We start from the raw sequence: 23,847 nt of genomic DNA, 5'->3' as shown, positions 1-23,847 counted from the left end.
CCGGGTCACAAGGTGACCCGGTCTGAAATCTGAATCCGTCTCTCATCAAAGAGTTAGAGCAGGATCGGTGCGAAAAACCGGTTCCCACTTTTTCGCATCCAGCTCTAGCGCGGGGCGGCCTTTTTTGTGCGCGGTTTGGCAGCTTATTTGCCGTCACGCGCTTTCACGGCCGCGTCCGGGAAATCCGAGAACAGCCCGTCGATGCCAAGCGCGAAGAACGCCTTGTATTCGGCGGCCGGATCGCCCTTGTAATTCGAGGCCAGGCGCTTGGGCTCACTGCGGAAGGTCCAGCTATGGACGAAGAGCCCGGCAGCGTGGGCATTCCTGACGACATCGGTCGCCGGCAGCAGCACGCGGTCGCGCTCGTCGATCACGCCATCCTTGTTCAGATCCTGTGGCTTGCCGTCATCGCCCAGGACCTGCTTGGCTGGCAGGATGTAGGGCTTCCAGGGGGCGACGCCGTCGGCATAGGTCCTGATCTCCTTCAGCCCTTCAGCCGTGACGAGATCCTTGAAGCTGCGCTTGTCGCCGGTGACGACGAAATCATAGGGCTTGTCGAAGGGGGCAGCCAGAACGATGCCGCCGTCCTTGTCGACATCGTCGGCATCGACGAGCTGGATCAGGCGCAGCTGCGTCTTGCCGCGGAGATACTTCAAATTCGCGGTCTCGAAGCTCTGGATGATCACGGGCGAGGATTTTTCGGTCCAGCCGGCGGCCTTGAGCGCGTCGAGCAGGCGGTCCTCGAGCGGCAGGCCGATCGCGGCGTGGAAGATCGAATGCTTGGTCTCGGGATAGATGCCGATGACGCGCCCGAGCCGCGTGCTCTCGGCCTTGGCGAGGTCGATGATCTCCTGCAGTGTCGGAATCTCGTATTTGCCGTTATGCGACTGGTCGCGATCGGCAAAGGCCTGCTTGGCCCGCAGGGTCTTGATCTCGGCGAGTGTGAAATCACTGGCGAACCAGTCGGTGGTGTCGACGCCGTCGATCTTGCGCGTGGTCTTGCGATCCGCGAATTCCGGCCTGGTCGAGACGTCGGTCGTGCCGCTCATGATCGGCTCGTGCCGCGCGACCAGCACGCCGTCCTTCGTCGCCACGAGATCGGGCTCGATGAAGTCCGCGCCCTGTTCGATCGCGAGCTTGTAGGATTCGAGCGTATGCTCGGGCCGGTAGCCGCTGGCGCCGCGATGGCCGACGATCAGCGGCTTCTGGCCCGACAAGGTCGGAGCGGCTGTCTGGGCCATGGCGTCAGGCGCACCCAGCGCGCCGCAGGCGAGGCCGGCCAGCATTGTGGCACTGAGCAAGGTCGCTTTCATCATCGGTCCAGTCCCTGGTCGCGCTATCGTTGGCGCGACCATGATCGGACGATGTGACAGGCCGGTGAAGTCGCCGTGCCGAGTCTATTCCGCCGGAGCCGCCTGCACTGGACCTGCAGGATGGGCGCTGCGGCGATCCATGTCGGCGACCATCCGGCGCGCCATGGTGCTGGCGGTCTTCTCGAAGCAGAAGGGCAGGAAGGCATGGACGAAGGCACAAAACGAGGCCGCGAACATGCGCCCGGAATAGCGCATGGCGACGCCGAAATGCTCGCCATAGCTCTCGCCGACCGTCTCGGGATGCTGCGTGAAGAGTCTGACCAGGCTGGGTTGTGGCATCGCGTTCTCCCCCCAGAGCCGGATGAGTGCGAAAACCGGTTTCCATCGTTTCGCATCCAGCTCCATCTGCCGAAAGAGTGCCCATACGGCAGGAAGATCGCTTCCCAATTATCAGAAAAAAATCCAGGATATCGGGATCATATCCCCATTGGAGGGCAGAATTCAGTATGGCGTCCCAAGGCCAGAGCCTCGACCCGTTCGATCTCGCCATCCTGCGTGAGTTGCAGCGCGATTCGACCCGCAGCATCGAGGATCTTGCCGCGCTGGTGAATCTTTCGCGCAATGCCTGCTGGCGCAGGATCAAGCTACTGGAGGAAGCTGGCGTCATCCGCGCCCGCGTCGCGCTGGTCGAGGCGTCGAAGGTCAATGCCGGGCTGACTGTGCTGATCCGGATCCGGACGAGCCAACACAGCGCCAAATGGGCGGAGGCGTTCCGGGATACGGTCAGGGCCTTGCCGGAGATCGTCGGCGCCTATCGCACCTCGGGCGAGGTCGACTACATTCTGCGGGCTCGCGTGCCGGACGTCGCGGCCTATGACAGGCTCTATCAACGTCTCATCGCCCGCATCGACATGGTCGATGTCGCGGCGAGCTTCGTCATGGAGGAAATCAAGGACACGACCGAAGTGCCGCTCGGCTACGCCTGAGCGGCACTTCGGTCGGCAGTCGTCAGTAGCGGTTCTCGAGTGTCGTCTTGGCGTCGAGGCGCTTCTTGGCCGGCGGCGTCAAATCCGGCGGCGGCGTGGTGGCGCAGGCGGCGAGCGCCAGCGTCATGAGCGCAGCAAGGGTGAGGCGGCTGAGGCGGATCATCGGCAGTTCCATTCGGTGTGAGCGGATCGCTTCTTCTTTCCGCCGATGCTGACGCCTCGTCAAGCAAGCTGTCTTACGCTTGGACCAGTCACAAACACGTGCGGGAAGGGGGCCAGCCGTCGATGCCGCACCGGCGGCAGGGCGCCCCCTGGGACGTGCCGGCCGGCTTGGCTAGAAGGTCCGGTTCTCCATCCGGATGGTCGAATCCGGTGAGCTGGCCGAAGGCTTCAGCGGTGTCGCCAGAGGCTGGCCTTGCGCTTTCGACGTGCTCATGAATACCGGATTCGAGCCCATGCTGGCTTGGAAGCCATCGCTCTCGATGCACCCTGCCAGTGACAAGGCCAAAGCGGTCAGGATTGTGATAGGGATGATGCGGATCATGAACGTACCTCATGAGATACCGGCGTCGCCGGTCTCGCCCCCGCCGATTAATTGTGCCATCACGGCGTCGAATTTGTGTCGCGCATGACGGCACGACACGGACCCGAAATATGACGCCCGCCGCCCGCATCAGCGCCGCCATCGAGGTGCTGGACGACCTCATCCAGCGCCGCCGCCCAGCCTCCGACGCGCTGAAGGATTGGGGTCTTTCACGGCGTTTCGCCGGCTCCAAGGACCGTGCCGCGATCGCCTCGCTCGTCTATGACGCGCTGCGCCGCAGGGCGTCCTCGGCCTTCGCCATGGCGGCGGAAACACCGCGCGCGCTGGTGCTCGGCATGCTCGCCGGCCTGCGCGGCCTCAGCGCCGAGGAGATCGCGCTGCTCTGCTCTGGCGAGAATCACGCGCCCATGCCGCTCGACGCCGAGGAACAGGCAAGGCTCGCCGCCTTCTCGCTCGATGGCGCGCCCGACTGGATCCACGCCGACGTCCCGGAATGGCTGTGGCCGGCTTTCGCCGCGGGCTTCGGCACCGAGGCGGTGAGCGAGGGCCAGGCGCTGGCCGGTCGCGCGCCGATCGACATCCGCGCCAATCGCCTGAAATCGAGCCGCGAGGCGCTGATGGTGGATCTGGCCCATGCCTCGCCCGAGCCCGGCGCCTGGTCGCCCGATGCGCTGCGCTTCCAGCCCGGCCATGACGGACGCGGGCCGTCATTGCAGGCAGAGCCGTCCTTCTTCGCGGGCGGCTTCGAGATCCAGGACGAGGGCTCGCAGCTCGTCACCTTGCTGGCCGGCGTGCGGCCGGGCCAGACCGTGATCGATCTCTGCGCCGGGGCCGGCGGCAAGACGCTGGCGCTCGCCGCGCTGATGGGCAATCAGGGGCGTCTGTTCGCGACCGATCTGGACAGCCGCAGGCTTGCGCCGCTGCATGAGCGGCTGGCGCGCTCGGGCGCCACCAATGTCGAGATCCGCATTCCGCGCAGCCGCGGTCATGAGCCCCTGATCGACCTCGCGGGCGAGGTCGATCTCGCCTTGGTCGATGCGCCCTGTACGGGCTCCGGCACCTGGCGGCGCAATCCTGATGCGAAATGGCGCGTGCGGCCGGGCGCTTTGGCCGAGCGCATCAAGGACCAGGCCGAGGTTCTGGCCCGCGCGGCGCGGCTGGTGAAACCGGGCGGACGCATCGCCTATGTCACCTGCTCGATGCTGCCGGACGAGAATGACGAGGCCATCGCGGCTTTCCTCGCGCGGCATGCCGGTTTTGCGGCGGTGCCGCTTGCCGAAGTGCTGGCCTCGAGCGAGGGCGATTTTGGTTTGCTCGGCCGTTTCGCCACGGAATTCGGTCTGCAGCTCTCGCCACGCCGCACCGGGACGGACGGATTCTACCTGGCTTGCACGCAACGCATTGCCTGAAAGCCAACAGGCCGTTGCACGCTCGCGCGCGATCCATTAACCGAACGCGATGACGAGCGAAAAAATCCACGACTCCATTCTCATCATCGACTTCGGCAGCCAGGTGACGCAGCTGATCGCGCGACGCGTGCGCGAGATCGGCGTCTATTGCGAGATCGCGCCATTCCAGTCGGCATCCGAGGCCTTCCAGCGGCTCAAGCCCAAGGGCGTGATCTTCTCGGGCGGCCCGGCCTCCGTGCCGGATGAGGGCTCGCCCCGCGCGCCGCAGGAGGTATTCTCGACTGGCCTGCCGGTGCTCGGCATCTGCTATGGCCAGCAGACCATGGCGCATCAGCTCGGCGGCAAGGTCGAGAGCGGCCACGCCGCCGAGTTCGGCCGCGCCGATGTCGAGATCGTCACGCCTTCGGCGCTGTTCGAGGGCATCTGGGAGGAGGGCGGTCGCTACCCCGTCTGGATGAGCCATGGCGACCGCGTCACGCAGCTGCCCGCCGGCTTCTCGGTCAAGGCGACCTCGGAGAACGCGCCCTATGCGGTGGCGAGCGACGAGGAGCGGCGCTTCTACTCGACCATGTTCCACCCGGAGGTGGTGCATACGCCCGATGGCGGCAAGCTGCTGCGCAACTTCGTCGTGACCATCTGCGGCTGCGTCCCGGACTGGAGCATGGCGGCCTATCGCGCCGAGACCATCGCCAAGATCAAGGCACAGGTCGGCAAGGGCCGCGTCATCTGCGGCCTCTCCGGCGGCGTCGACTCGGCGGTTGCGGCCGTGCTGATCCATGAGGCGATCGGCGATCAGCTCACCTGCGTTTTCGTCGACCACGGCCTGATGCGGATGAACGAGGCCGAAGAGGTCGTGCGCCTGTTCCGCGACAGCTACAACATCCCCCTCGTTCATGTTGAAGCCGAAGCGCTTTTCCTCTCCGAGCTCGCCAAATGCGGCGCTGATCCGGAGGCCAAGCGCAAGACCATCGGCCGGCTCTTCATCGAGGTCTTCGACGAGGAAGCGAAGAAGCTCGGCGGCGCCGACTTCCTGGCCCAGGGCACGCTTTATCCCGACGTGATCGAAAGCGTCTCGTTCTCAGGCGGTCCGTCCGTGACGATCAAGTCGCACCACAATGTCGGCGGCCTGCCCGAGCGCATGAAGATGAAGCTCGTCGAGCCGTTGCGCGAGCTCTTCAAGGACGAGGTCCGCGTGCTCGGCCGTGAACTTGGCCTGCCAGAAGCCTTCGTCGGCCGCCATCCCTTCCCGGGGCCGGGCCTCGCCATCCGCTGCCCCGGCGAGATCACCAAGGAGAAGCTCGACATCCTGCGCAAGGCCGATGCGATCTATCTCGACGAGATCCGCAAGGCCGGGCTCTACGACGTGATCTGGCAGGCTTTCGCCGTGCTGCTGCCGGTGCGCACCGTCGGCGTGATGGGCGACTACCGCACCTATGACCACGTGCTGGCGCTGCGCGCCGTGACCTCGGTCGACGGCATGACGGCCGATTTCTACCCCTACGACATGGCCTTCCTCGGCCGCACCGCGACCCGCATCATCAACGAGGTCAAGGGCATCAACCGCGTCGTCTACGACGTGACCAGCAAGCCGCCCGGCACGATCGAGTGGGAGTGAAGGGGGCAAAGGACAGCAACACCGTAGCTCCGGCGGCGATTTTCGCCATCGCGCCATGCCGTTGCAGTCCCTGTCTTACTCCGCAGAGCTGGCGCTGTCTGTCTCCCGAGCTCGCTCTGCGTTCAGTTTCGGGGTGATGTAAAGTCGCGTTGGAGAGCGGGGCGTTCTATCCTAGAATAGCGCGCACAATAACTTGTCTGCCTAGCGCCTAATCTCGATCGCAGGACGTGACAGCCAATTAAGCCAGTTCACAATGCTGACGACAATGCCAAAATGGATGTGATCAGCCCGCATCTGACATTCGCCTTTTGGCTCCCTTGATCTGTCGCAATGGGTTCGCCGCGAAGCCCTGCTATCGACGCACTCAGTGCGCGCATTATCGTGGTGCAGTCAGAATGGAGGCTAAAATGGCGATCAATGACATTGGTCCGAAGCCGCAATCGTTCGACATTGAACGCGCGACGAAGGAAAACACAGATTATCGCTCCGTCGCTTGGAGCGGGCGCTATCTGCAAGTGACGCTGATGTCGATCCCCGTCGGCGGCGATATTGGCCTTGAGGAACATCCAGAGACGGATCAGTTTTTGCGCCTCGACGCTGGCCGTGGCCGGGTGCAGATGGGAGCCGCGAAGGACAAACTGACCTTTGAAAAGGAAGTCTCGGACGGTTGGTGTGTGCTGGTTCCGGCGGGGACTTGGCACAATATCACCAATATAGGCGCGTCTCCCATGCAGATTTATACGATCTATGCGCCGGCTCACCACAAGCCCGGCAAGGTGCAGGCGACGGCCGCGGCGGCCGAAGCAGATAAAGACGACGAGCCGGCGACCTGGTCAGTGCAGCCAAAGCATGCACCCGACAAGCACGGGTGACGTCGCAAAGAGTTGCTTCAGGGGTATAGCTGTCGCATTTCAAGGCCGTCCGGTCGGTTTTTGACCCCAAGCCGTCATTGACAACCTTAGTGCCTGATATCGTTGAACGCGTGAAAGGCGGAGTAAACGTTTCCACGATCTCGCTGCGCGCCCCGTCGCGGTCATTTCGGCGACGCGCGTGCAGCGAACCATCAAGGCGCCGGAAAACCTGCGGAAGATCATCGCCGCCGCGTCGCGCCGGAGCGTCGGGAACGGAAGCCGTGCGCGCCGGCTTGCACAGCGGGACCGACACGCCCGTCAGCAACGATCCCCGCAAATGCGCTTGCGCGTGCCGTACGGATTACGAGCGCGCGCGGACTCGTGGGATCGCGCAGCGCTTCCAGCGCACGTTTGGTGCGGGTTTCTGGCGCGACCGTGATCACAGTCGATGCCAGGGCGAAGACCGTTAGAATTAGCGCTCTCCGAAGATCGCCGAGCGCGAGGTCGATGACTCCGCCGCTGAGCAGCAGCGCCAGCATTGGTTACCGCAGCACTTCAAGGACGATGCAAATGGCAGTACGCCCGTCATCGCGCGTCAATTCTTTGAATCCTTCGCGCTTCACGCGGGCCTGCGCCTCCCTTTCGCTCAGGCCCATCGGAGGGGCTGTCGATGGCGTTTCGCCATTCATGGGGCGCCATAGCTGGCGCGGGCAGAGCGGACTGGCGCGCAGAGGATCGCTTCGAGCTTCGACATCTGGCTGTTCCTTCTTGCCAAACCAGAGGTGAGCGCCTTCGTTTCGGTGATACCAAATGAAGCGAAGTTGCATTGATCCGTGTCATGGGGTGGAGCCTGCGGCACATGCGGACCGCGGCGGTCATGAGCTTACACGGTCGATACCGTCCGGGCGCGGTCATGGGCCAGCGCCTGAAGCGCCGGCACGCCGATCGGCGGGGAAGCCTGCCATGGCACGAAGAACAGCCTCTTTGCCATCGCCTCTCGTACGCGCTCGATCTGCCTGCGTTCCCCCACCAATCGCTGTTGAAGCAGGCTGTCGCGTGTGCCGGCGGCCAGCAGGCTCTTGTTGATGATCCAGGCGTAGGGCTCGATATTCGCGCGTCGAAGGTCCTCCTGCAGAGCACTGGCCTGGGAGACCGGCGTGGTTTCGGCCAGCGTGACCAGCAGGATGCGCGTGTAGTTCGGATCCTGCAGACGCATCAACGGCGTGATGATCCGGCCTGTGGACTTGTTCGAAGCCGATTGTCGCGTCATCTGCCGGTGATAGGCGCCTGTGGCATCCATGAGGAGCAGGCTATGTCCTGTCGGCGCGGTGTCGAGCACGACAAACGCGCTGCGCGCCTCCGCGACGATATGAGAGAAGGCATGGAAGACCGCGACTTCCTCCGTGCAGGGCGAAGCCAAGTCTTCGCGCAGCAGGGCCTGCCCCTGCTCATCGAGTTTGCTGCCGCGCTGATCCATGATCTTGGCGATATAGCGCTCGGTTTCTGCCTTCGGATCGATTCTGTCGACGCGCAAGCCCGGGGCCTCGCCCATAAGCGTCGTTGCCAAATGGGCCGCGGGATCTGTCGTGCTGAGATGCACTGTGTGGCCGCGCTGGACCAGACCCAGAGCAATGGCGGCAGCGATGGTCGTTTTGCCGACGCCACCTTTGCCCATGACCATGATCAGGCCCTTTCCGTCCGCGGCAAGAAGGTCGATCAGCCCATCGAGGGCAGGAAGGTCGTCGGCGAAGGCTACGGTGGTGGATAGCGTGTTCGCCGTCGCCCGAGTGGGACGAAGCAGCGTGCGCAAGGCTTCCAGCCCCATCATTTCGAAAGGCCGCAATGGAATATCGTCGCGCGGCAGCTCCCGAAGAGAAGGTGGCATTTGCGCGAGTGCCTGCTCGCCCTGTTCCTCCAACGAAGCCGCGACGGGATCGGAGGGGATAGCGGCGTGAAACACGCCATTGATCACCAGACGCTGGTTCGCGAGGCTGAGCGCGCGAAGCTCGGTCGCGGTTCGGGCGGCCTCCGCGATCGCGCTGGTTTCCGGGCGCGTCACGAGAATGACGGTCGTGGCGGCAGGATTGCACAGTGCCGTCATCGCGGCCTTGAAGCGCTCCTCCCGGCTTTTCAAGCCGGAATGCGGCCCCAGGCATGAAGCGCCTTGCTCATTGACCTCTAGAAAGCCGCTCCAGGCCTTCGGCAGGCTGAGGAGCCGAAGCGTATGCCCGGTCGGCGCGGTGTCGAAGATCACATGATCATAGGCACCACTGTTGTCGGCCAGACGGCCGACGAATTCGTCAAAAGCCGCGATTTCGGTCGTACAGGCGCCCGATAGCTGCTCTCGAACCGCGTCTCGATCCTGATCGATCGTGTCCGGCTCCATCTGCGCCAGGACCCGCTGACGATACGATTCAGCGGCGGCGACGGGGTCGATGTTGAGCACCTCCAGTCCCTTCGCGCCGGGGACCGCGATCGGCGAATTCCCCAAGGGCACGCCCAGGATCTCGTCGAGATTGGAGGCGGGATCGGTACTGACCAGGAGTACCGACCTGCCGACGTCGGCCAACGCCAAGGCGGTGGCGCAAGCCACCGACGTCTTGCCCACGCCGCCCTTGCCGGTGAAGAACAGGTAGCGGGTTGGACTGTCCAGAAAACCTGGGAGATGGACCGCGGCTTTCTCGTTCATCGTGGCTCTGATCCGTGGTGAGGGCAGGAAACTTGTCCGTTCCCTGCCGACATCAAATCATAGCGGCTCCAGCCTTCGATCCCGCTTGATTCAGGTCAATGTGCCGTCCAGCCGGTCGTGGCGGAATGCACAAATGTGAAGTCAAGGTGGATACCCTTCCACGGCATCCTCGCTCTTGCAGTCCCTGCACTCGTCAGCATCGTCGCGCTCGTGCGCTCCCTCTTTGGTAGCAGCCCGCACGTCTTGCAGCATTGGAGACGAACTATGAGCTATTATTTTGCGAAGACGCTGACGACAGGCTTCGACGATGCGGTTCACCGTACGACCGAAGCATTGAAGCAAGAGGGTTTCGGCATCATCACCGAGATTGATGTCAAGGATACGCTCAAGAAGAAGGTCAACGTCGATTTCCGAAACTACCGAATCCTGGGTGCCTGCAATCCCGCGCTTGCCCACGAGGCATTGCAGCTTGAGGACAAGGTTGGAACGATGCTGCCTTGCAATGTTGTCGTGCAGGAAATTCAACCCGGCAGCGTGGAAGTCGCGGCGATCGATCCGGTGGCGTCAATGGCGGCGATTGATAATCCTCGACTGAAGGAGGCCGCCGCGAAAGTGCAGGGAAAGTTGCGTAAGGTGATCGATAGCCTCTGAGCCTTCTTGAAATGAAGAACATTGGCTTTTTCGCGTGTCGTCCAGGCAACCCTTGTGCTCCTCACTTTCATCGGACTCGCGCCGCTTTAGGCCGCCAATGGCCGCGGAGATGGGTGCCTCGTGCTGGTCGTGGAAATGGCTTGCGATTGCTCGCCGCTGGGCGGTTCATGAACACGGCCGAACCTCTGATGTCCGCCTCGATCCGCGCCGGGAAACACTTTCTCGACGTCTCAGCCGAACTCGACACATACAGCGAAGCGTTGGCGCTCGATGGCGGGCCCGTACGGCTGGCGTGATGCTCCTGCCGGGAAGCGGTGGAAGCGTCGCGATGCTGGGAAGTCTTGCGTGCCCGCTGTAGCTCCCGACGAGCCTAGCCCGGCGCTATCCTCGTGTCGCGCCGTCATATTCGCGGCTGAACGGCGCTGCGCTCTGATCGGCGAGTGCGATCGTCCGCGCCTTTCGAAGCGTCAGAAATGGGCTTTGGGCTGGAGCTTCAGCGTGGTTCGCGTGGAATCCGCCAGCTTCGACAACAACCAGTCGGGATTGCCGAGGTTGAAATAGGCCTTCAGCAGAAAGCGCCAGAATAGACGCTGCGCGTTCGAGGAAGGCCCATGCTGTGCCAGTATTCTTGCGCATTCGGCCGCGGTCCGGCTGCCATTGATCGCGCTGTTGTTCTGTCCGGTTCGCCGGAAGCAGGCGATCGGCCGGTCGATCCGGCCATAGGGCTCCTTTGCCAGGGCGCGGCAGAACATCTCGTAGTCGCCGGCGTCCTTGTAGGTGATGTCGAACCCGCCAAGTTCCTCGAAGAAACTCCGCGAGAAATAGGTCGCCATGTGCATGATGGGGTTCCAGCCCAGGCTGGCGAGCATTGCTGGCGTCACCCAGTTCGGAGGGGCTGCGAGCCCACCGAGGTCGTGCCCCTTCGCATCGGTCCATCTGATGGCTCCGACGACCCAGCGCCTGCGACTTTCACGGTAAGCCTTCACCACCGCGGCGGCGGCGCCTTCGAGCATCACGTCATCGGCGCCAAGAAAGCCCAAGAGCTCACCGGAAGAGTCGAAGGACCCCTTGTTGATCGCGTCGAAGATGCCGCTGTCCTTGCCCTGGAGCACGCGCAGCCCAAAGCTGCGCGCGAGTTCGACGGTTCCGTCGCTGCTGCCGCCGTCGACGATGACATGCTCGATATTGATGTCGTCAGCCGCATTCGCGCGAGCCGACTCGATGCATTCCTTGAGATACTCGACGGCGTTCAGCGTCGGGGTCACGACTGTCACGATCATGGAATTGCCCTATCGTCACGACCGATCGGTTACGAGAGCCGGGGCGAAGCGGCCGCTTCCGGTCTTGCGGCGATCATCGGCAAGGTCTTCTCCTCATCTGCCGCATCGTCCTCCGCCACGACCGGAATCTGGTTTGCCGCGTTCTGCATGGCCCACATGGCTGCCTGGGTGCGGTTCCTGACACGCAGCTTGCGCAGGATAGCCTTGACGTGAACCTTCACGGTCGCTTCGGCGATCTCGAGTTTGCGCGCGATCACCTTGTTGGATTCACCCAGCATGAGCCCTTCGAGAATGCTGACCTCCCGGCCGGAAAGGCCCGAGAACGGAGAGCCGTCGGCCCGGCGTTGCGCGCCCTGGAGAAGGCGCTGCGGCGCGACAGCGACTTCCGAGAGCTGTGACAGAAGTTCGGGCGGAAAGACGGCTCCATTTGCGATGACGACCTCGAGAGACATGATGAGGTCATGCGCAGAGACGGACTCGACGAGATAGCCAACCGCTCCCAGTTGCACGGCGCGGTGCATCAATTCGCGGCTGCCGCGAAGGGCAAGGGCCACGATCTTGGCGCTCTTGAACTGCCTCTTGATGTCGCCGACGATGGAGCAGGACATGTCGTCGATCACCACGATGAAGAGGTCAGGCGATTTCTGACCATGCTCGTGCCTGTGAAGATCGAGGCTCGCGCTTCTCTGACTGACCCGGAAGCGCGCGCCGTTCAGTAGTTGTGTAATACCTTCCCGGAGGAGTGCGTTATCACTCAGTACAGCGGTCTCGATGAGCTCAGACATCGCATTCCCCCATTACACGACACAAAAACTGATACGACAAGAATCTAATACGACTACGGCGTTTCCACTAATCTGTTCGAGGCATTCCAGGACAGGATTCGCATCCGCTAATCAATCGGAGCGTTAGATTGGCGCAAAATGGCATCTGAACCAGAATGTCATCGTTAATAATTAGTTCATTTGGATGCGCTCGTCTTGTCAGGAAAGTACGATCCTCGTAAGGACAACCCTTACAAGAGGGGAGCATGGCAAGAGCAGGTACGGAAAAAGGGCAGCCGATTTTTTTGCATTGATGCAGATCAAATTCTGGGACGAGAGACGGATTCAGATTTCAGCTGGAAGCACTTGGTGATCCCAGCTGACATCATGCGGATCTCGAGCAGAATGCGAAAAGTGGAAGCCGACTATTAGTATCGATCCGTCTCTATTGCCGAGGCTTGGTCCTGCCTTGGCGCGGCTTGCGTCGAGCTTCTGGATCGATTTCAGAGGTTCGGATCATATCTCTGGCGAGGACAGCGGCCTCCGTCCGATTCCGAACGTTGAGAACACGCATCACTCCTGAGACATGGATCTTCGTGGTTGGTTCTGCGATGTGGAGCGCCTGGGCGATTTCGCGGTTCGAAAGCCCCTCCGCCAGGAGCGTCAGGACATCTTTCTGTCGCGGCGTCAGCCCGAGCGTGCTCTGCTGCAAGCCGGAGCGTCGTTGTAGACCCCCGCGAGGACGCGAGTTTTCCGAGGCCGAGCTGAACGGAGTCAGGTCGCGGGGGATCGAGAGGCGCCCGGCAAGGACATCCCGGACCGATTCCACGATCTCGTCGTCCCGCTGCAGGGTTGAAATGAAACCATGGAAGCCTTCGGCGATATAGTGGAGAACCTGGTCGAAGCTAGCGTCGGTCGAGATGACGACATAGCGGGTCAGCGCAGAGGCGCGCTTGAAGTCCCAGATGATGTTGGGACCCGCCGAACCGATCAAGCTCATGCCGACGAGCGCGAGATGGATGTGCGGTTCTTCCATCAGGTTGCGCATCAGGCTGTCGAGATCGGTAGCCTCCAGAAATTCGGCGTCCGGCAGCGCAGCCAGCAGGACGACGCGCAAACCCGTGCGGTAGAGTGCGTGTTCATCGGCAACGAGAATCCTGACCATGGTTCTTGCCGCCGCTCCGGTCGCCCTTTGCAGTTAGGAGGCGCGGCAGGTCTTGACGCAGCTTCCGCTCGGTTGCAGGCGGCCGTCGCGGCCAAGCCTCCCAGTTCCCTATGCCTTGTGGTAGCGGGAACGGCCTTGCAAGTCGCCATGCCCTTCTGGAGACGGCGCTGCATTATGCGTGGTCTTCATTTTCGACGATGCCAGACTGAGTACTCCGCACAGGTCTGAATGCGCCGACTCCAAGCCCTGACGGCTTAATCCGTGCCATCAGACATCGAGAATCCAGCCATGGCTGGCGCCATATCTGATGATGTCGAGGCGCGAATGCAGCATCAGCTTCTTGCAGGCCCTGTAGCGATAGGTTTCGACCGATTTGATCCCGATGCCGACGCGCCGGGCGATCTCCTTATTGGAATGACCAACGGCTGCGAGGCGCAGGACCTGCAGCTCGCGCGAGGTCAATGTGCCGTTGGGTACGGGGGCAGGGGCTGGGCCGGAAGTTTGGGAAAGCTTGCGAATCCATTCAGAGCGGAACTCTTCCAGCTCGGAATCGATGTAGACACCGCCGCTCAGCACCGTTCTGATGGCCTGGGTGACCTTGTCGCTTGGCGAAGTCTTGAGGACGTAGCCGCGAATGCCTGTCCTCAGCGCCTTCTGGACATAGCTCGGCTCTTCGTAATGCGTCAGCATCACGATCAGGGTCGCGGGAGCGCTTTCAAGAATGCGCTCGGCCAACACGAGGCCGCTCATGCCCGGCAGACCCATATCGAGGATGACGATGTCGGGGTTTTGGTCGCGGACGAGTGTGAGTGCCTGAGAGGCGGAGGTGGCTTGCCCCACGAATTCGAGATCCGGCAGGCCAAGTACGAGCGTCCGTAGACCGGTCAGGATGATGGGATGATCGTCGACCAGTATGATACGCGCCGTCATGGCGGGGCACCCTGCTGCGGTTCGGGCTTCAATGGCGCGACTGCCGTCACGATTGTGCCCTTGCCGAAACGCGGGCCGATCTGCAGCGTTCCGCCAATGCTGTTCATGCGTTGCTGCATCCCGCGAAGCCCGATGCCCGAACTGCCGAATTCCCCCTGCGGCTGCGTTTCCGTCGACAAGCCGATGCCATCATCGGCGATCGTGAGCGAGACCGAGCTGCAGTTGAAATCCAAGACGATATCGATCTTCTGTGCGCCGAGCGCGTGCTTGAGCGCGTTCGTCAGCGCCTCCTGGGCGACCCGGTACAGGTTGCTTTCGAGGGCGACGGAAAGCGAGGCGGGCTCCGTTCCCTTCTTCTTGAAGGAGAGGTCGAGCCTGCCATCCGTCGTGAACCAGACGGCAGTGATCTCGATGGCACGGCTGAGGCCGAGTTCCTCGACAATCCGCGGCCGGCCGCCGACGACGGCATGATGGATTTTACGTCCGACCTCGGAGACATGCACGGCGAGCTCGTCGAGGCGGCTTCGCGCCGGGCCGCGGGCGGCGTCCCGCATGCGTCTCAGTTCCACGAGAACGAGGGCCATCTCCTGGCCAGCGTGGTCATGAAGATCCTGGGCAATGCGCTCACGCTCATCAGCGCGGATATGTTTGATCTCGTCCTGGAGTGCGTGCTTCTGCGCTTCCGCAATGCGCAGCGCCTCGGCGACGAAGCAATATTGCTCGACCAATCGTAGGCGATCGCTGCGCAATTCGTTGGATTGCTCCATGGCAAGCCGATAGTGGCGCTCGGCCCTTGATCTCTTCATGCACTCTGCGCGCGCTGCGAACCTTGCATCTCGCATGGGGAAGAGGCGCAGCAGGAGGTGGGCCGGGCGGCTTCGGCGTCGCGGAATCAGGGCGCTGCCGAAGCAGCGATAGTCGACAGCGCCGCCTTGTCCTTCGAAGCTGACCTTTTCGATCAATGGCTGACGGGAGCCTGAGCAACGAATGAGATAGGCTCGCAGGACTTCGGCTCGGCTTGAGCAGATGTCGAAGAGCGACGATATCGAAGCTTGGGGAGAGAGAACCTGGCACGCTGCACGATTCCACGCATGGATGCTTCCGTCGGAGCAGGCAACGAAGGACGGCTCGAGAAAGGTTTCTAAGTCTAATTCAGTTCGAAGCTGCAGATGCATCATCGCGGAAATATTCCCTCGTATCTGGATGCAGTTCTGTTCGCTTGAGATGAAGCACGACGCGGCATGCGGCGGCACCTCTGGCGATCGTCTGTTCGAGATCGACGGCTGCATAGCCGACCGCGTTGGCGGCCATCACGCCGAAGATGTTCGACGTCAGCATGCAGAGGGATGGGTGATTGATGACTGCATGTCCGAGGGGGCATTTGCTATTGCCCAGGACGATATGGTCTTCGTCTTCTTCGATCACAAAGAATTCGCCGCCGGCGCGTTTGTTAAGGTCGATCAGCGCCGCAACAAGCTGTTCTCGATTGAAGTTCTGTACTCCAAGTGCCGTTTTATACTGTTTCTCGATGTTCGATCCCAGCCGCGCAGCGATGCTGCTGACATAGGCGCACGCATCTTCGGCCCCAGCTGTGGTTTCGAGCAAATCCGCCATGTCGGCGACCAGAGCATCGAAAAGGCGAAGCCGGTCGAAATCGATGGCCAGCGAAGCAATGCTGGGCGATGTTGCATTGGCAATGATCGGCGGCACGATGACTGGCCCTCCTGAGCAGATGACTGGTCGGATAGGGACGTTCGAGTAACGGAGTTCGCGCAGGGTCGATTACAAGGTAGGCACGAATTGCGAGATTTTATTCTCTTCGGCGACTTTTCTCCCGTAGATTGGTGTCTACATCTTGACCAAGATCGGTCCATATCGAGTCGGTGAAGTTGTTGTGTTCCTTGGCACGGGGTGAGAATGAGTCGCGAAATACAACCGATTCTCACTCCGCTCAACTAATGGTTGAAGCTAAAATCTATATGACGATCACGCTTATAGCATTCAAGTCAGCAAGATATCAATCAGTGTTATCACATGCATGTGATGCGTTAGGAGATCGGCGGCATGGCGTCATTGATGTATGTCAAATGGCGCCGAATGACAAAGATTTCGATAATTTAAATCTGAGTTCAGCTCACTCAGGTTTTAATACAGAGGCGATATAATGTTCATTAATACATTTATTTTGGTCTATAGTGCCAAATCGAACAAAGTCTGTTGGTTCAATTTTTGGCAGGGCAGTCGGGGCGGTGGCTATATAAGATTCGCTTATATGTAGTATTTTATTTTTGATTTTCGCTTTAAATTATTTCGAATATGAAAATAAATAGTATAATAAGAGAATATATGACTAGATATATATGTTGATGTATGATAACTTTCAATTATATCGAATTATTGTTTTGATGAACCGATCGGTTTGACAGAATATCGATTTGTTTCGTGAGAAATATCGATTACGTGTTGAGTATTATGGTTAATCTTAGGCCTTAATTTTGGTAATCGAAGGTCGTTGTTCAGCGGACATGGCAAGGAACTGGGGTTCGCGCGGTGCCGACGCGCAGCAAGCCAGGCGTTTCAACGTGATGACCGAGAGCGCTTGCATCGCGATCCATGGCTTGCTCACGGACTCATCCCGGCCAGATCTGCGCGCCGTCGCGACGACGCAGGACGATTGCTCGCAGTCACCCGGCACTCGAGGAGCCTAGCGTCTTGAGCGAAAGATGTGTCTGCAGCAGCGATAAGGCGACAAGCTTACGAAGCCGTCGCCAGGCGAATGGCAGGAAGCTCTGCTGGGAGTGGTCGATGGGGGTGTTCAGGATCAGGCCGGGATCGATGAGCATCCTCGCACCAGTCCTCTCCGCGAGGCGGCGGTTGAAGACCAGATGCTCGCAGATACTGGGGCCAGGCTGGAGATAGCTTCCGAGACGATAGGCGTCGGTGCGGTAGAGACACAGGCCGTTGAAGGTCGAGGCGCATTCGATCTCGCGATCATCGGTGAGCGCCTGCTGGTGCGGATAGATCCGCGAGCAAAAAAACCGGTAATAGGCGAAGATGTTGCTCCGGCTTCCCGCCAGCTCTTCGAGCAGCGTCTCGAAGGACCGGAGATCATCCTGGAAGGCCAGAAGGTCGTAATAGTGGGGCCGCGACGTGGCTGAAACGCCGAAGATGCCTGGCCGCTCGAGTTTGGCCGCGGCTGCGAGCAGGACGGCGATCGAGGGGGGGCTGGCGATGACATTGTCAATGTCGAGGACGCAGACGAAGCGGGGCTCGAGCCCGGCTGCCTCGAACTCGTTCTTGAGCCGCTCGCGACCGAGTGCCATCCGCTTCAGCCGATCCGGCTCCTCCGCCATGAAGGGGGTCGGCACCAGAACGATCCGCCCATTGGCGTCTTCGCGTTGAAGCAGCTCCCGGGTTCCGTCGCGCGAGCCATTCTCGCCGACGAATGCGACGACGGTCAGCCCTTCGGCGCGCAGCGCGGCGAGCAGGCCCAGGAAGGAGGGGATGGTCGCGGCGCAATTCCTGGCCAGAGACAGGAAGACGACATCGGGTCTCATCATGGCCTTCCCGCTCAGTTGTCCGGGGCTTTGAGCGCGATCAGCGATTTCGTAAGGAACAGGACGTTCTCGGTCAGAACCCGCGCATCCGGAAAGAGCTCCGTGATCTGTGCCCGGTCGAGCATCGACGTGCCTTCTACGATCTGCATGGCGTGGTCGAGCGAGGTCGCCTTCGCGTAGAAGCCACGCGCCTTGCGCGACACCATCCGCCGCTGGACCGGCTGCGGCAACCAATGCAACATCGGGGCGTTGCTGTGAGGATCCAGCGGGAACCAGAAATTCGGCGTCTGCACGTAGTAGCACGGAGCCAGCCGCCTGATCTCGGCGGCGACGCGCTTCATGTCGCCCCAGCGGCCGACATGCTCGATCAGCGAATTGGAATGGACGAAGTCGAAGCTCAGATCCTCGAACTGCGCGACGTTGCGGGCATCGCCCTGGACGACATGGAAACGCGGATCGGGCGACGGCTCCCTGGCTTCGATGTTCAGGAGCCAGATCTCGACGCCCGAAGCCGGCATGTCGAACCGCCAGTAGTCGGCGTCGCCTCCCATGTCGAGAATCCGGCACGACCCTTGCTTCCTGATCACGCTCTCGATGATCGGGCGGATATGGGTCTTGAACCTTTCCTCGCGGAAATGCGCGCGACGGAACGATTGCGGGATCATGTTCATAGAGCTTTCGCCTCGCGCTGGCCGTGCCGATCCGGGGTTTGATTCTAGCGGCAATCCATCATGCGGCGCCCGTCTTCGAGGACTAGGCCCATTGAGCTTGCGGACTACGCCGTTTTGGTGAGGTCGGCAGGGAGCGGCTAATTCGGCCGGATGATCCGTCCATCGGACTCCTGGCCGAGAGTGCGGAACGCGTCATATGAAAGCGGCTCATGCCCCCAAATGAAAAGCGGGGCCTCGGTCGCCTGCTGCAGCACATAGGTGTTGCGGTCGAAGTGATTGTCGCCCGTTTCGATGATCCCGAAATTCGGATTCGCTGTCGCGACATCGCTGGCGCCGCCCGACAGGCCGGTTGGCCCCACATAGATCACCTTATTGTCGTGCACGGCGTTGCCGACGGTCCTGTAGAGCGCCTTTGCACGGCCGGCGCTGGCGGGCGGCTGGTCGAGCCGCTCGCGGCCCTGATCGACGAGCACGATCCCGGTGCTGCCTTCGCTTACGGTGACCGTGTTGCCGTAGACGCGCACCCGCTCGCAGGCCGCGATCTGGATACCGGCGCCCCAGACCCAGAAGCTGCCTTGCTGGCCGCCGCGCCCGGTCCCGTTGAGGCGCACGATATTGTTGCGGATGATGGCGTCGAAGCTGATCTCGTAGAAGATTCCGGCGTCGGAATTCCGCTCGACGAGATTGCCCTCGATCAGCGCGCCGCGGCAATCGACATCGCACCAGAGGCCTGAGCCGTAATTGTCATGCACATGATTGCCGCGCAGCGTCAGGCGCTCGACATCACCAGCCTTGACGCCGCCAGCCTCCCAGCCCGCGTCGAAACCATAGATGTTGTTCTCGTAGATCTCGTTGTCTTCGATCACGACATCGGCGCCGTTGGGCGAGATCCCGAGCTGGCCGTTGTGATGAACCTTGTTGCCGCGCACGATGCTCCGGTCGCCGGTCGCGATTCCCGCCCCGCTGTTGAAGCGAACCTCGTTGTCTTCGATGAGCCAGGCCGTGGCGCGGGGATGCTCATCGCCGAAAATCGCACCCTGCTGGGCCGGCGTGGCATATTTCTCCACGATCAGGCCTTTGACGGTGACGCCGCGTGCGCCGTCATTGCGAAAGGCATAGGGCTGCAGCGTCCGCTCCAGGGTGCGGCCGCGCGGATCGTCGGCGAGGTAGGAGCGCCCCGTTGCCGGGTCGTCGAAGACCGTTCCCGTTCGCAGCTCTGCAAGTGCGGCGACCGGCTCGAGCGGCTGATCGTCGAGGAAGAAGCGCACCGGCTGGTTGCAGCGGGGGCGCGAAGCGAGGCAGGTGCCGAAGGCTCGATGACTTGGGTGTGGCGTTGCGGTGACCCAGAAGGGCCCTGATGGGCGCATATCCGTAACCAGCTCGGCTCCGTTCAGGATCGCCCCGGGTTGGCCGATGAAGACCTGTCCGTCCTTCGGAACGATGAGCTGGGTTCGATACAGGCCGGGCGCGAGGCAGAATGTCGTTCCCGGCGCCGCCTTGGCGACGAGAGCCTGAATGAGTGTGCCGGCAGGAACCCGGATCGATCCGCTCGGGCATAGGGCGCGCTCCGTAGCTTCGGATCGGGGGCTGCCCAGGCATGTCGCCGCCAGCAGCGCAACCGCGCCGGCGATGTGCGCGCCGGTGCCCGCCATGCGCCGGAGCCGGGCGGGCGCGATGACATGCAGGCCGCGGTAGACCATCAGCGAACCCAGGCCGATCCCGAACAGGATCCAGAATGGAATGCCCAGCATCGGTCCTTCCAACGCGACGTCGAAGGAAGCATCGATGATGATCGAGGCGAGATAGCAGGACAGGAAGATGAAATAGCGGGACCAGTCGGTTTCGCCTCGCAGCCAGGCCAGGCGCGCCGCGCGTAGCATTGCCACCATCCAGCTGGCGCAGGTGAGGAGCCAGAGCGTCAGGCCGGGCACTCCGCTTCGGGCGAGATAAGTCATATGGACGCTGTGTGGGCTGCGCAGCAGCGGGCCGCCGCGTTCGAGGCCGACCACGAACCCGTCGGCTTCCGCCAGGTTCACGCCGAAACCCTTGCCGGACCAGAAATAGGGTCCATGGAACGTGTAGTTCCGGATGGCTTCCCACCAGTTCAATCGCCATTGCTTTGTACCGTCGAGATTGTTGGCGTCGCTGGGCGCGGCGATGCTCACGACATTGTCGACCAGGGCGCGGGCGCTGATCGGCCGCTCACCTCGCGGCAGGTCGATCTCGATATCGGCCGCATAGGCCAGGCCCATGATCAGTGCGATGGCGCCGCCGATGATGATCAGACGGCGCAGCTGACCGCTCAGCAGCATGGCCAGGACCAAGGGCGCCAGCAGGGCCAGCATGCCGCCGCGACTCTGACTGGCGATCAGCAGGGCCGCGCCGAGAGCGGTAACGAGCCAGACGCGCCCGACGCTGCAGAGGCCGACAAGAACGAGCACGAGCGCGCCGCAGAGATGGACCGCGAGCTCGCCCGAACGGACCGAGATGACCTCTATGTCCTGGCCGGGCAGCTTCGGGATCGAGCTGCCGAAAAACCGTGCAACGAGATAGAAGACGATGGCGATCGGAATGAGAATGCGGGCGTGCACCCTGAAATAGCCGACGATCAGCGCGAGCCTGGCCGGGCGCTCCACCAGCAGCGCAGCAACGATGAAGGCAAAGCCGGCATAAAGCGCGACCGCACCGTCTCGCGGCGCATCGATGCCATAGGCTCCCAGGCCCTGCAGCGTGCGCAGCAGCACCCAGGCCATGAGCAGGGCAGCGCTGATGGCCGGCACTGTCGCCACAAGCACCGTCATGCAGCCCGAGGCAAGGAAGGCCAGCAGGCCGAGCGCGAACAGGATCTCGCCGATGAAAAGGGGAGGCAGGCCGAGATAGGCGAAGCTCTTCCCGAACAGGACATACCCGGCGAAGCCGAGCGCCAGCACGGGCAGATAACGATCGCTAGCCCGTCGGTCGGCAGCGCCGTCCGCCGGGGCTGATGGCCTGGCTTTCATGATCCGTCTTCGCTCCGCGCCGCGCCCAGCCGGTGGATGGCGAGGGTATCGCGTGGCCGCTCCGAAGCAGGATGGGATTTGGAGGTAGCCACCCAGGCGGGGGCGGCGCTTCACCCCCTTCTGAGCAGTCCCTTTGCGCAGCGCTGCTGCCGCGGGAACGACGGTAAGCTTGCTGGGGCGAGATGCGGCCGGGCCGTCGTCCGTGGTCGATCCTGAGAGTTGAGAGCGTGGCTTATGCGAAAGACCGGTCCCCACAGTTTCGCGCGAGGCTCTGGCGGAGGCGGGACGAAACGCAGCATGCGGGCAAGGTCGGCAGGAAATTCATCCCCCTGGCCAGTTGCGGATCGGGTGACCATGGCGCTCGATCAGGACATGCCGGGTGGCCAGGCGCCGCGCGGCGTCAAGGCGCGCTTTGGCCCGATACTCGGCCCGGCGCTGTCCTTTGGCGATCAGGCGCTCTCCAGCGCCTGCAATTTCCTGACGACCATTCTGCTCGCCCGGGCATTGGGCCTCGAAGCCTTCGGGCTCTACACGATGGTCTGGCTCGCGCTGTATTTCGCCATGAGCCTTCAGCTCGGCCTGATCGTCAGTCCCATGATGAGCATCGGGGCGAAAGAGGAGGGGGCGGAGGCGCAGGCCTACTACACCGTGGTCTTCCTGCATCAGGCCGGCTACGTCGCTGTCGCTGCCGTTGCGATCTTCGCCGCCTTGACCTTCGCCGCAGGTGCGGTGCCGCCGCTCGCCGATGTCGCATTGCCGGGTTCGATCGCGGCAGCCGCCTATCTGACGCAGGATTTCCTGCGGCGTTATCTGTTTGCGCGCCGTCGGCCGGCAGGCATCCTGCTGATCGATACGATCAATCAGGCCCTGAAGCTCGGGGCGCTCGCAGCTCTCTGGCACGCTGGCATGATCAGCGTCGCGGCCTCGCTATGGGCCGTCGCCGGCGCCGCCACGATCTCTGCGATCTGTGGCCTGTGCATGTCGGGGCCGTTTCGCTGGAAGCCGGAGATCTTCGCCGAGGTCACGGGTCGGCAATGGCGATCGGCGCGCTGGCTCGTTCTCACCGGATCGGTGCAATGGGTGCTCAGCTATAGCGGCCTGCTGGTGACGGCCGGACTCTTCGGCCCCAAGATACTTGGCGCGCTGAGGGCGGCCCAGAGCGTGCTCGCCGCGTTGAACGTCGTACGCGAGGCGCTGGATAACGTTGTTCCACCGCTGGCCGGACAGGCCTTCGCGGAGGGCGGGTTGCCTGGCCTCAGGCGTATGCTCGGTCGCGCAGTGCTGTTTGCCACACTGACCGGCGCCTCTGCCGTGATAGGCCTCGGCCTGTTTGGCCCATGGCTGCTGCACCGGCTCTACGGCGGCGAGATACTCGAATTCGACTGGGTGATCGTCTGGTATTCCTTCGCCTTCCCGATGGCGCTCATGACCCAGGCTCTGGGCTGTGCGTTCCGGGCGCTTGAGCGCACGCGACCGATCTTCTTCGCAACGTTCGCTGGGGGCTGTTTGAACCTGCTTGCGGTCTATCCGGCTGCGGCCGTCTTCGGCGTTGCGGGTCTGATCGCGGTCACGCTCCTGTCGGAGCTGACCGTCGTGATCGTCCTGACGATCCTGATCGTACGGGTGCCGGGCATGATGTCTGGCGAGCCCCATGAGCGCACTGGCGCTGCCGGCGGCGGGGCGGTCGCGGTGCCGCTGCCATGATGCCGATCCCGTCATCGCAGGTGCATCTCTGGTGCTGCCATATCGATCTCGGCAGGACCGAGACGCAGGAACGGCACTGGATCCTGTCCGATGACGAACGCGCCCGTGCCGACCGCTTCCATGATGCGAAGGCCCGGCTCGCATTCGCTGCGGCGCATAGCTGGCTGCGGCATGTTCTGGCTCTCTATACGCTTGCCTCGGCGTCGCAGCTGCGCTTCGTCGAGACGATGTTCGGCAAGCCGATCCTTGCGAACGGGCACAGGAGGCAGCCCATAGCCTTCAATCTCAGCCATTCCGGCGAACTCGCCATCGTCGCGGTCTCGGCCGGGATGGCGGTAGGAGTGGATATCGAGCGCATTCGACCGGTCTCGGCGGAGGTCGCGGCTGGGTGTCTGGCGCCCGGCGAGATCATGGCGCTCGCGGCGCTCGCGCCCGCGCTCCGCAACGAAGGCTTCATCCGCTGCTGGACGCGCAAGGAGGCGTGTCTGAAGGCGATCGGCATTGGCCTGAACGCGGCGCCGTCAAGCTTCGAAGTCTCGCTCGACCCGTTCGTGGCGCAGCTTCTGGCGGTCCATTCCGATCCGACTGAGGCTGATCGCTGGCAACTGGCCGACCTGCAGCCGGCGCCAGGCTATTGCGGCGCGCTGGCGGCGCGGCATCGCGGCTGGTCCGCGATCTGGATGGCGCGTCCGGCGCCGGCGAGCGGAACCCTGCGTTGA

The 23,847-nt window shown here is 62.4% G+C and carries 23 protein-coding genes; 7 read left to right on the top strand and 16 right to left on the bottom strand.

Features of this window, described 5'->3' with window-relative positions; translation table 11 throughout:
- Positions 1-143: 143 nt before the first annotated feature.
- Positions 144-1,316 (bottom strand): glycerophosphodiester phosphodiesterase, encoded by a 1,173-nt coding sequence (locus CYD53_RS23655; protein WP_210202419.1) that lies wholly within the window; start codon positions 1,314-1,316, stop codon positions 144-146.
- Between the two features lie 81 nt (positions 1,317-1,397).
- Complete coding sequence (locus CYD53_RS23650; protein ID WP_245928395.1) at positions 1,398-1,652, bottom strand: DUF6356 family protein; 255 nt, start codon at positions 1,650-1,652, stop codon at positions 1,398-1,400.
- Between the two features lie 167 nt (positions 1,653-1,819).
- On the opposite strand from CYD53_RS23650, the gene CYD53_RS23645 reads away from it, so the two are divergent.
- Positions 1,820-2,299, top strand: a complete 480-nt coding sequence (locus CYD53_RS23645) for an Lrp/AsnC family transcriptional regulator (RefSeq protein WP_103720547.1) — start codon at positions 1,820-1,822, stop codon at positions 2,297-2,299.
- Positions 2,300-2,321: 22 nt separating this feature from the next.
- On the opposite strand, the gene CYD53_RS30420 is transcribed toward CYD53_RS23645, so the two are convergent.
- A complete protein-coding gene (locus CYD53_RS30420; RefSeq protein WP_175525400.1) occupies positions 2,322-2,462 on the bottom strand; it encodes a hypothetical protein in 141 nt (46 codons plus the stop codon).
- A 171-nt stretch (positions 2,463-2,633) separates the two neighbouring features.
- Entirely contained in the window at positions 2,634-2,843 is a 210-nt protein-coding gene (locus tag CYD53_RS23640) for a hypothetical protein (RefSeq protein WP_103720546.1), read from the bottom strand.
- Between the two features lie 110 nt (positions 2,844-2,953).
- Here CYD53_RS23640 and CYD53_RS23635 point away from each other — a divergent pair, with 110 nt between their 5' ends.
- From CYD53_RS23635 to CYD53_RS23625, 3 genes are all read left to right on the top strand, one after another.
- Positions 2,954-4,252 carry an RsmB/NOP family class I SAM-dependent RNA methyltransferase gene (locus CYD53_RS23635; RefSeq protein WP_103720545.1) on the top strand — a complete coding sequence of 433 codons (1,299 nt, stop codon included), beginning with the start codon at positions 2,954-2,956 and terminating at the stop codon, positions 4,250-4,252.
- 49 nt (positions 4,253-4,301) lie between these two features.
- On the top strand, positions 4,302-5,867 hold the full coding sequence (gene guaA / locus CYD53_RS23630) for a glutamine-hydrolyzing GMP synthase (RefSeq protein WP_103720544.1): 1,566 nt from the start codon (positions 4,302-4,304) through the stop codon (positions 5,865-5,867).
- 407 nt (positions 5,868-6,274) lie between these two features.
- Entirely contained in the window at positions 6,275-6,739 is a 465-nt protein-coding gene (locus tag CYD53_RS23625; protein WP_103720543.1) for a cupin domain-containing protein, read from the top strand.
- A 218-nt stretch (positions 6,740-6,957) separates the two neighbouring features.
- Here CYD53_RS23625 and CYD53_RS30935 read toward each other — a convergent pair whose 3' ends face one another.
- The 3 genes from CYD53_RS30935 to arsA are packed head-to-tail and all read right to left on the bottom strand — an operon-like array spanning position 6,958 to position 9,407.
- Entirely contained in the window at positions 6,958-7,257 is a 300-nt protein-coding gene (locus CYD53_RS30935) for a hypothetical protein (protein ID WP_181011997.1), read from the bottom strand.
- 3 nt (positions 7,258-7,260) lie between these two features.
- Entirely contained in the window at positions 7,261-7,545 is a 285-nt protein-coding gene (locus CYD53_RS30030; protein WP_146055989.1) for a hypothetical protein, read from the bottom strand.
- A 56-nt stretch (positions 7,546-7,601) separates the two neighbouring features.
- Positions 7,602-9,407 (bottom strand): arsenical pump-driving ATPase, encoded by a 1,806-nt coding sequence (gene arsA / locus CYD53_RS23620; RefSeq protein ID WP_103720542.1) that lies wholly within the window; start codon positions 9,405-9,407, stop codon positions 7,602-7,604.
- A 264-nt stretch (positions 9,408-9,671) separates the two neighbouring features.
- On the opposite strand from arsA, the gene CYD53_RS23615 reads away from it, so the two are divergent.
- On the top strand, positions 9,672-10,058 hold the full coding sequence (locus tag CYD53_RS23615) for a DUF302 domain-containing protein (RefSeq protein ID WP_103720541.1): 387 nt from the start codon (positions 9,672-9,674) through the stop codon (positions 10,056-10,058).
- A gap of 467 nt (positions 10,059-10,525) precedes the next feature.
- Here the strand turns inward: CYD53_RS23615 and CYD53_RS23605 are convergent, their stop codons facing one another.
- The 9 genes from CYD53_RS23605 to CYD53_RS23565 all read right to left on the bottom strand — a co-directional run bounded on the left by CYD53_RS23605 (position 10,526) and on the right by CYD53_RS23565 (position 21,424).
- The gene (locus CYD53_RS23605) at positions 10,526-11,338 is read right to left on the bottom strand and encodes a glycosyltransferase family 2 protein (protein WP_103720540.1); all 813 of its coding nucleotides are present in this window, start codon (positions 11,336-11,338) and stop codon (positions 10,526-10,528) included.
- A gap of 29 nt (positions 11,339-11,367) precedes the next feature.
- The gene (locus CYD53_RS23600) at positions 11,368-12,123 is read right to left on the bottom strand and encodes a LuxR C-terminal-related transcriptional regulator (protein WP_103720539.1); all 756 of its coding nucleotides are present in this window, start codon (positions 12,121-12,123) and stop codon (positions 11,368-11,370) included.
- A gap of 424 nt (positions 12,124-12,547) precedes the next feature.
- Entirely contained in the window at positions 12,548-13,267 is a 720-nt protein-coding gene (locus CYD53_RS23595) for a LuxR C-terminal-related transcriptional regulator (protein ID WP_103720538.1), read from the bottom strand.
- Positions 13,268-13,534: 267 nt separating this feature from the next.
- Positions 13,535-14,197: a response regulator gene (locus CYD53_RS23590; protein ID WP_103720537.1), complete on the bottom strand. Its 663-nt coding sequence runs from the start codon at positions 14,195-14,197 to the stop codon at positions 13,535-13,537.
- Positions 14,194-15,375, bottom strand: coding sequence for a sensor histidine kinase (locus CYD53_RS23585; protein WP_181011996.1), 1,182 nt, complete (start codon positions 15,373-15,375; stop codon positions 14,194-14,196). The genes CYD53_RS23590 and CYD53_RS23585 overlap by 4 nt, the downstream gene beginning before the upstream one ends.
- Positions 15,350-15,907 (bottom strand): methanogen output domain 1-containing protein, encoded by a 558-nt coding sequence (locus CYD53_RS30410; RefSeq protein WP_181011995.1) that lies wholly within the window; start codon positions 15,905-15,907, stop codon positions 15,350-15,352. The genes CYD53_RS23585 and CYD53_RS30410 overlap by 26 nt, the downstream gene beginning before the upstream one ends.
- A gap of 974 nt (positions 15,908-16,881) precedes the next feature.
- Positions 16,882-17,754: a glycosyltransferase family protein gene (locus tag CYD53_RS23575; RefSeq protein WP_245928394.1), complete on the bottom strand. Its 873-nt coding sequence runs from the start codon at positions 17,752-17,754 to the stop codon at positions 16,882-16,884.
- 14 nt (positions 17,755-17,768) lie between these two features.
- Complete coding sequence (locus CYD53_RS23570) at positions 17,769-18,419, bottom strand: methyltransferase domain-containing protein (RefSeq protein ID WP_210202417.1); 651 nt, start codon at positions 18,417-18,419, stop codon at positions 17,769-17,771.
- A gap of 143 nt (positions 18,420-18,562) precedes the next feature.
- A complete protein-coding gene (locus CYD53_RS23565; protein WP_103720532.1) occupies positions 18,563-21,424 on the bottom strand; it encodes a right-handed parallel beta-helix repeat-containing protein in 2,862 nt (953 codons plus the stop codon).
- Between the two features lie 354 nt (positions 21,425-21,778).
- Between CYD53_RS23565 and CYD53_RS23560 the strand changes: the two genes are divergently transcribed.
- Both CYD53_RS23560 and CYD53_RS23555 read left to right on the top strand, forming a co-directional pair.
- On the top strand, positions 21,779-23,128 hold the full coding sequence (locus CYD53_RS23560; RefSeq protein WP_181011994.1) for a lipopolysaccharide biosynthesis protein: 1,350 nt from the start codon (positions 21,779-21,781) through the stop codon (positions 23,126-23,128).
- Positions 23,125-23,847: a 4'-phosphopantetheinyl transferase family protein gene (locus tag CYD53_RS23555; RefSeq protein WP_103720530.1), complete on the top strand. Its 723-nt coding sequence runs from the start codon at positions 23,125-23,127 to the stop codon at positions 23,845-23,847. Before CYD53_RS23560 ends, CYD53_RS23555 begins: the two co-directional genes overlap by 4 nt.

Source organism: Allobosea psychrotolerans, from assembly GCF_002917105.1.
GTDB lineage: Bacteria > Pseudomonadota > Alphaproteobacteria > Rhizobiales > Beijerinckiaceae > Allobosea > Allobosea psychrotolerans.
Note: the sequence above shows the minus strand (reverse complement) of the source record. Positions and strands in the feature narration are given on the sequence as shown.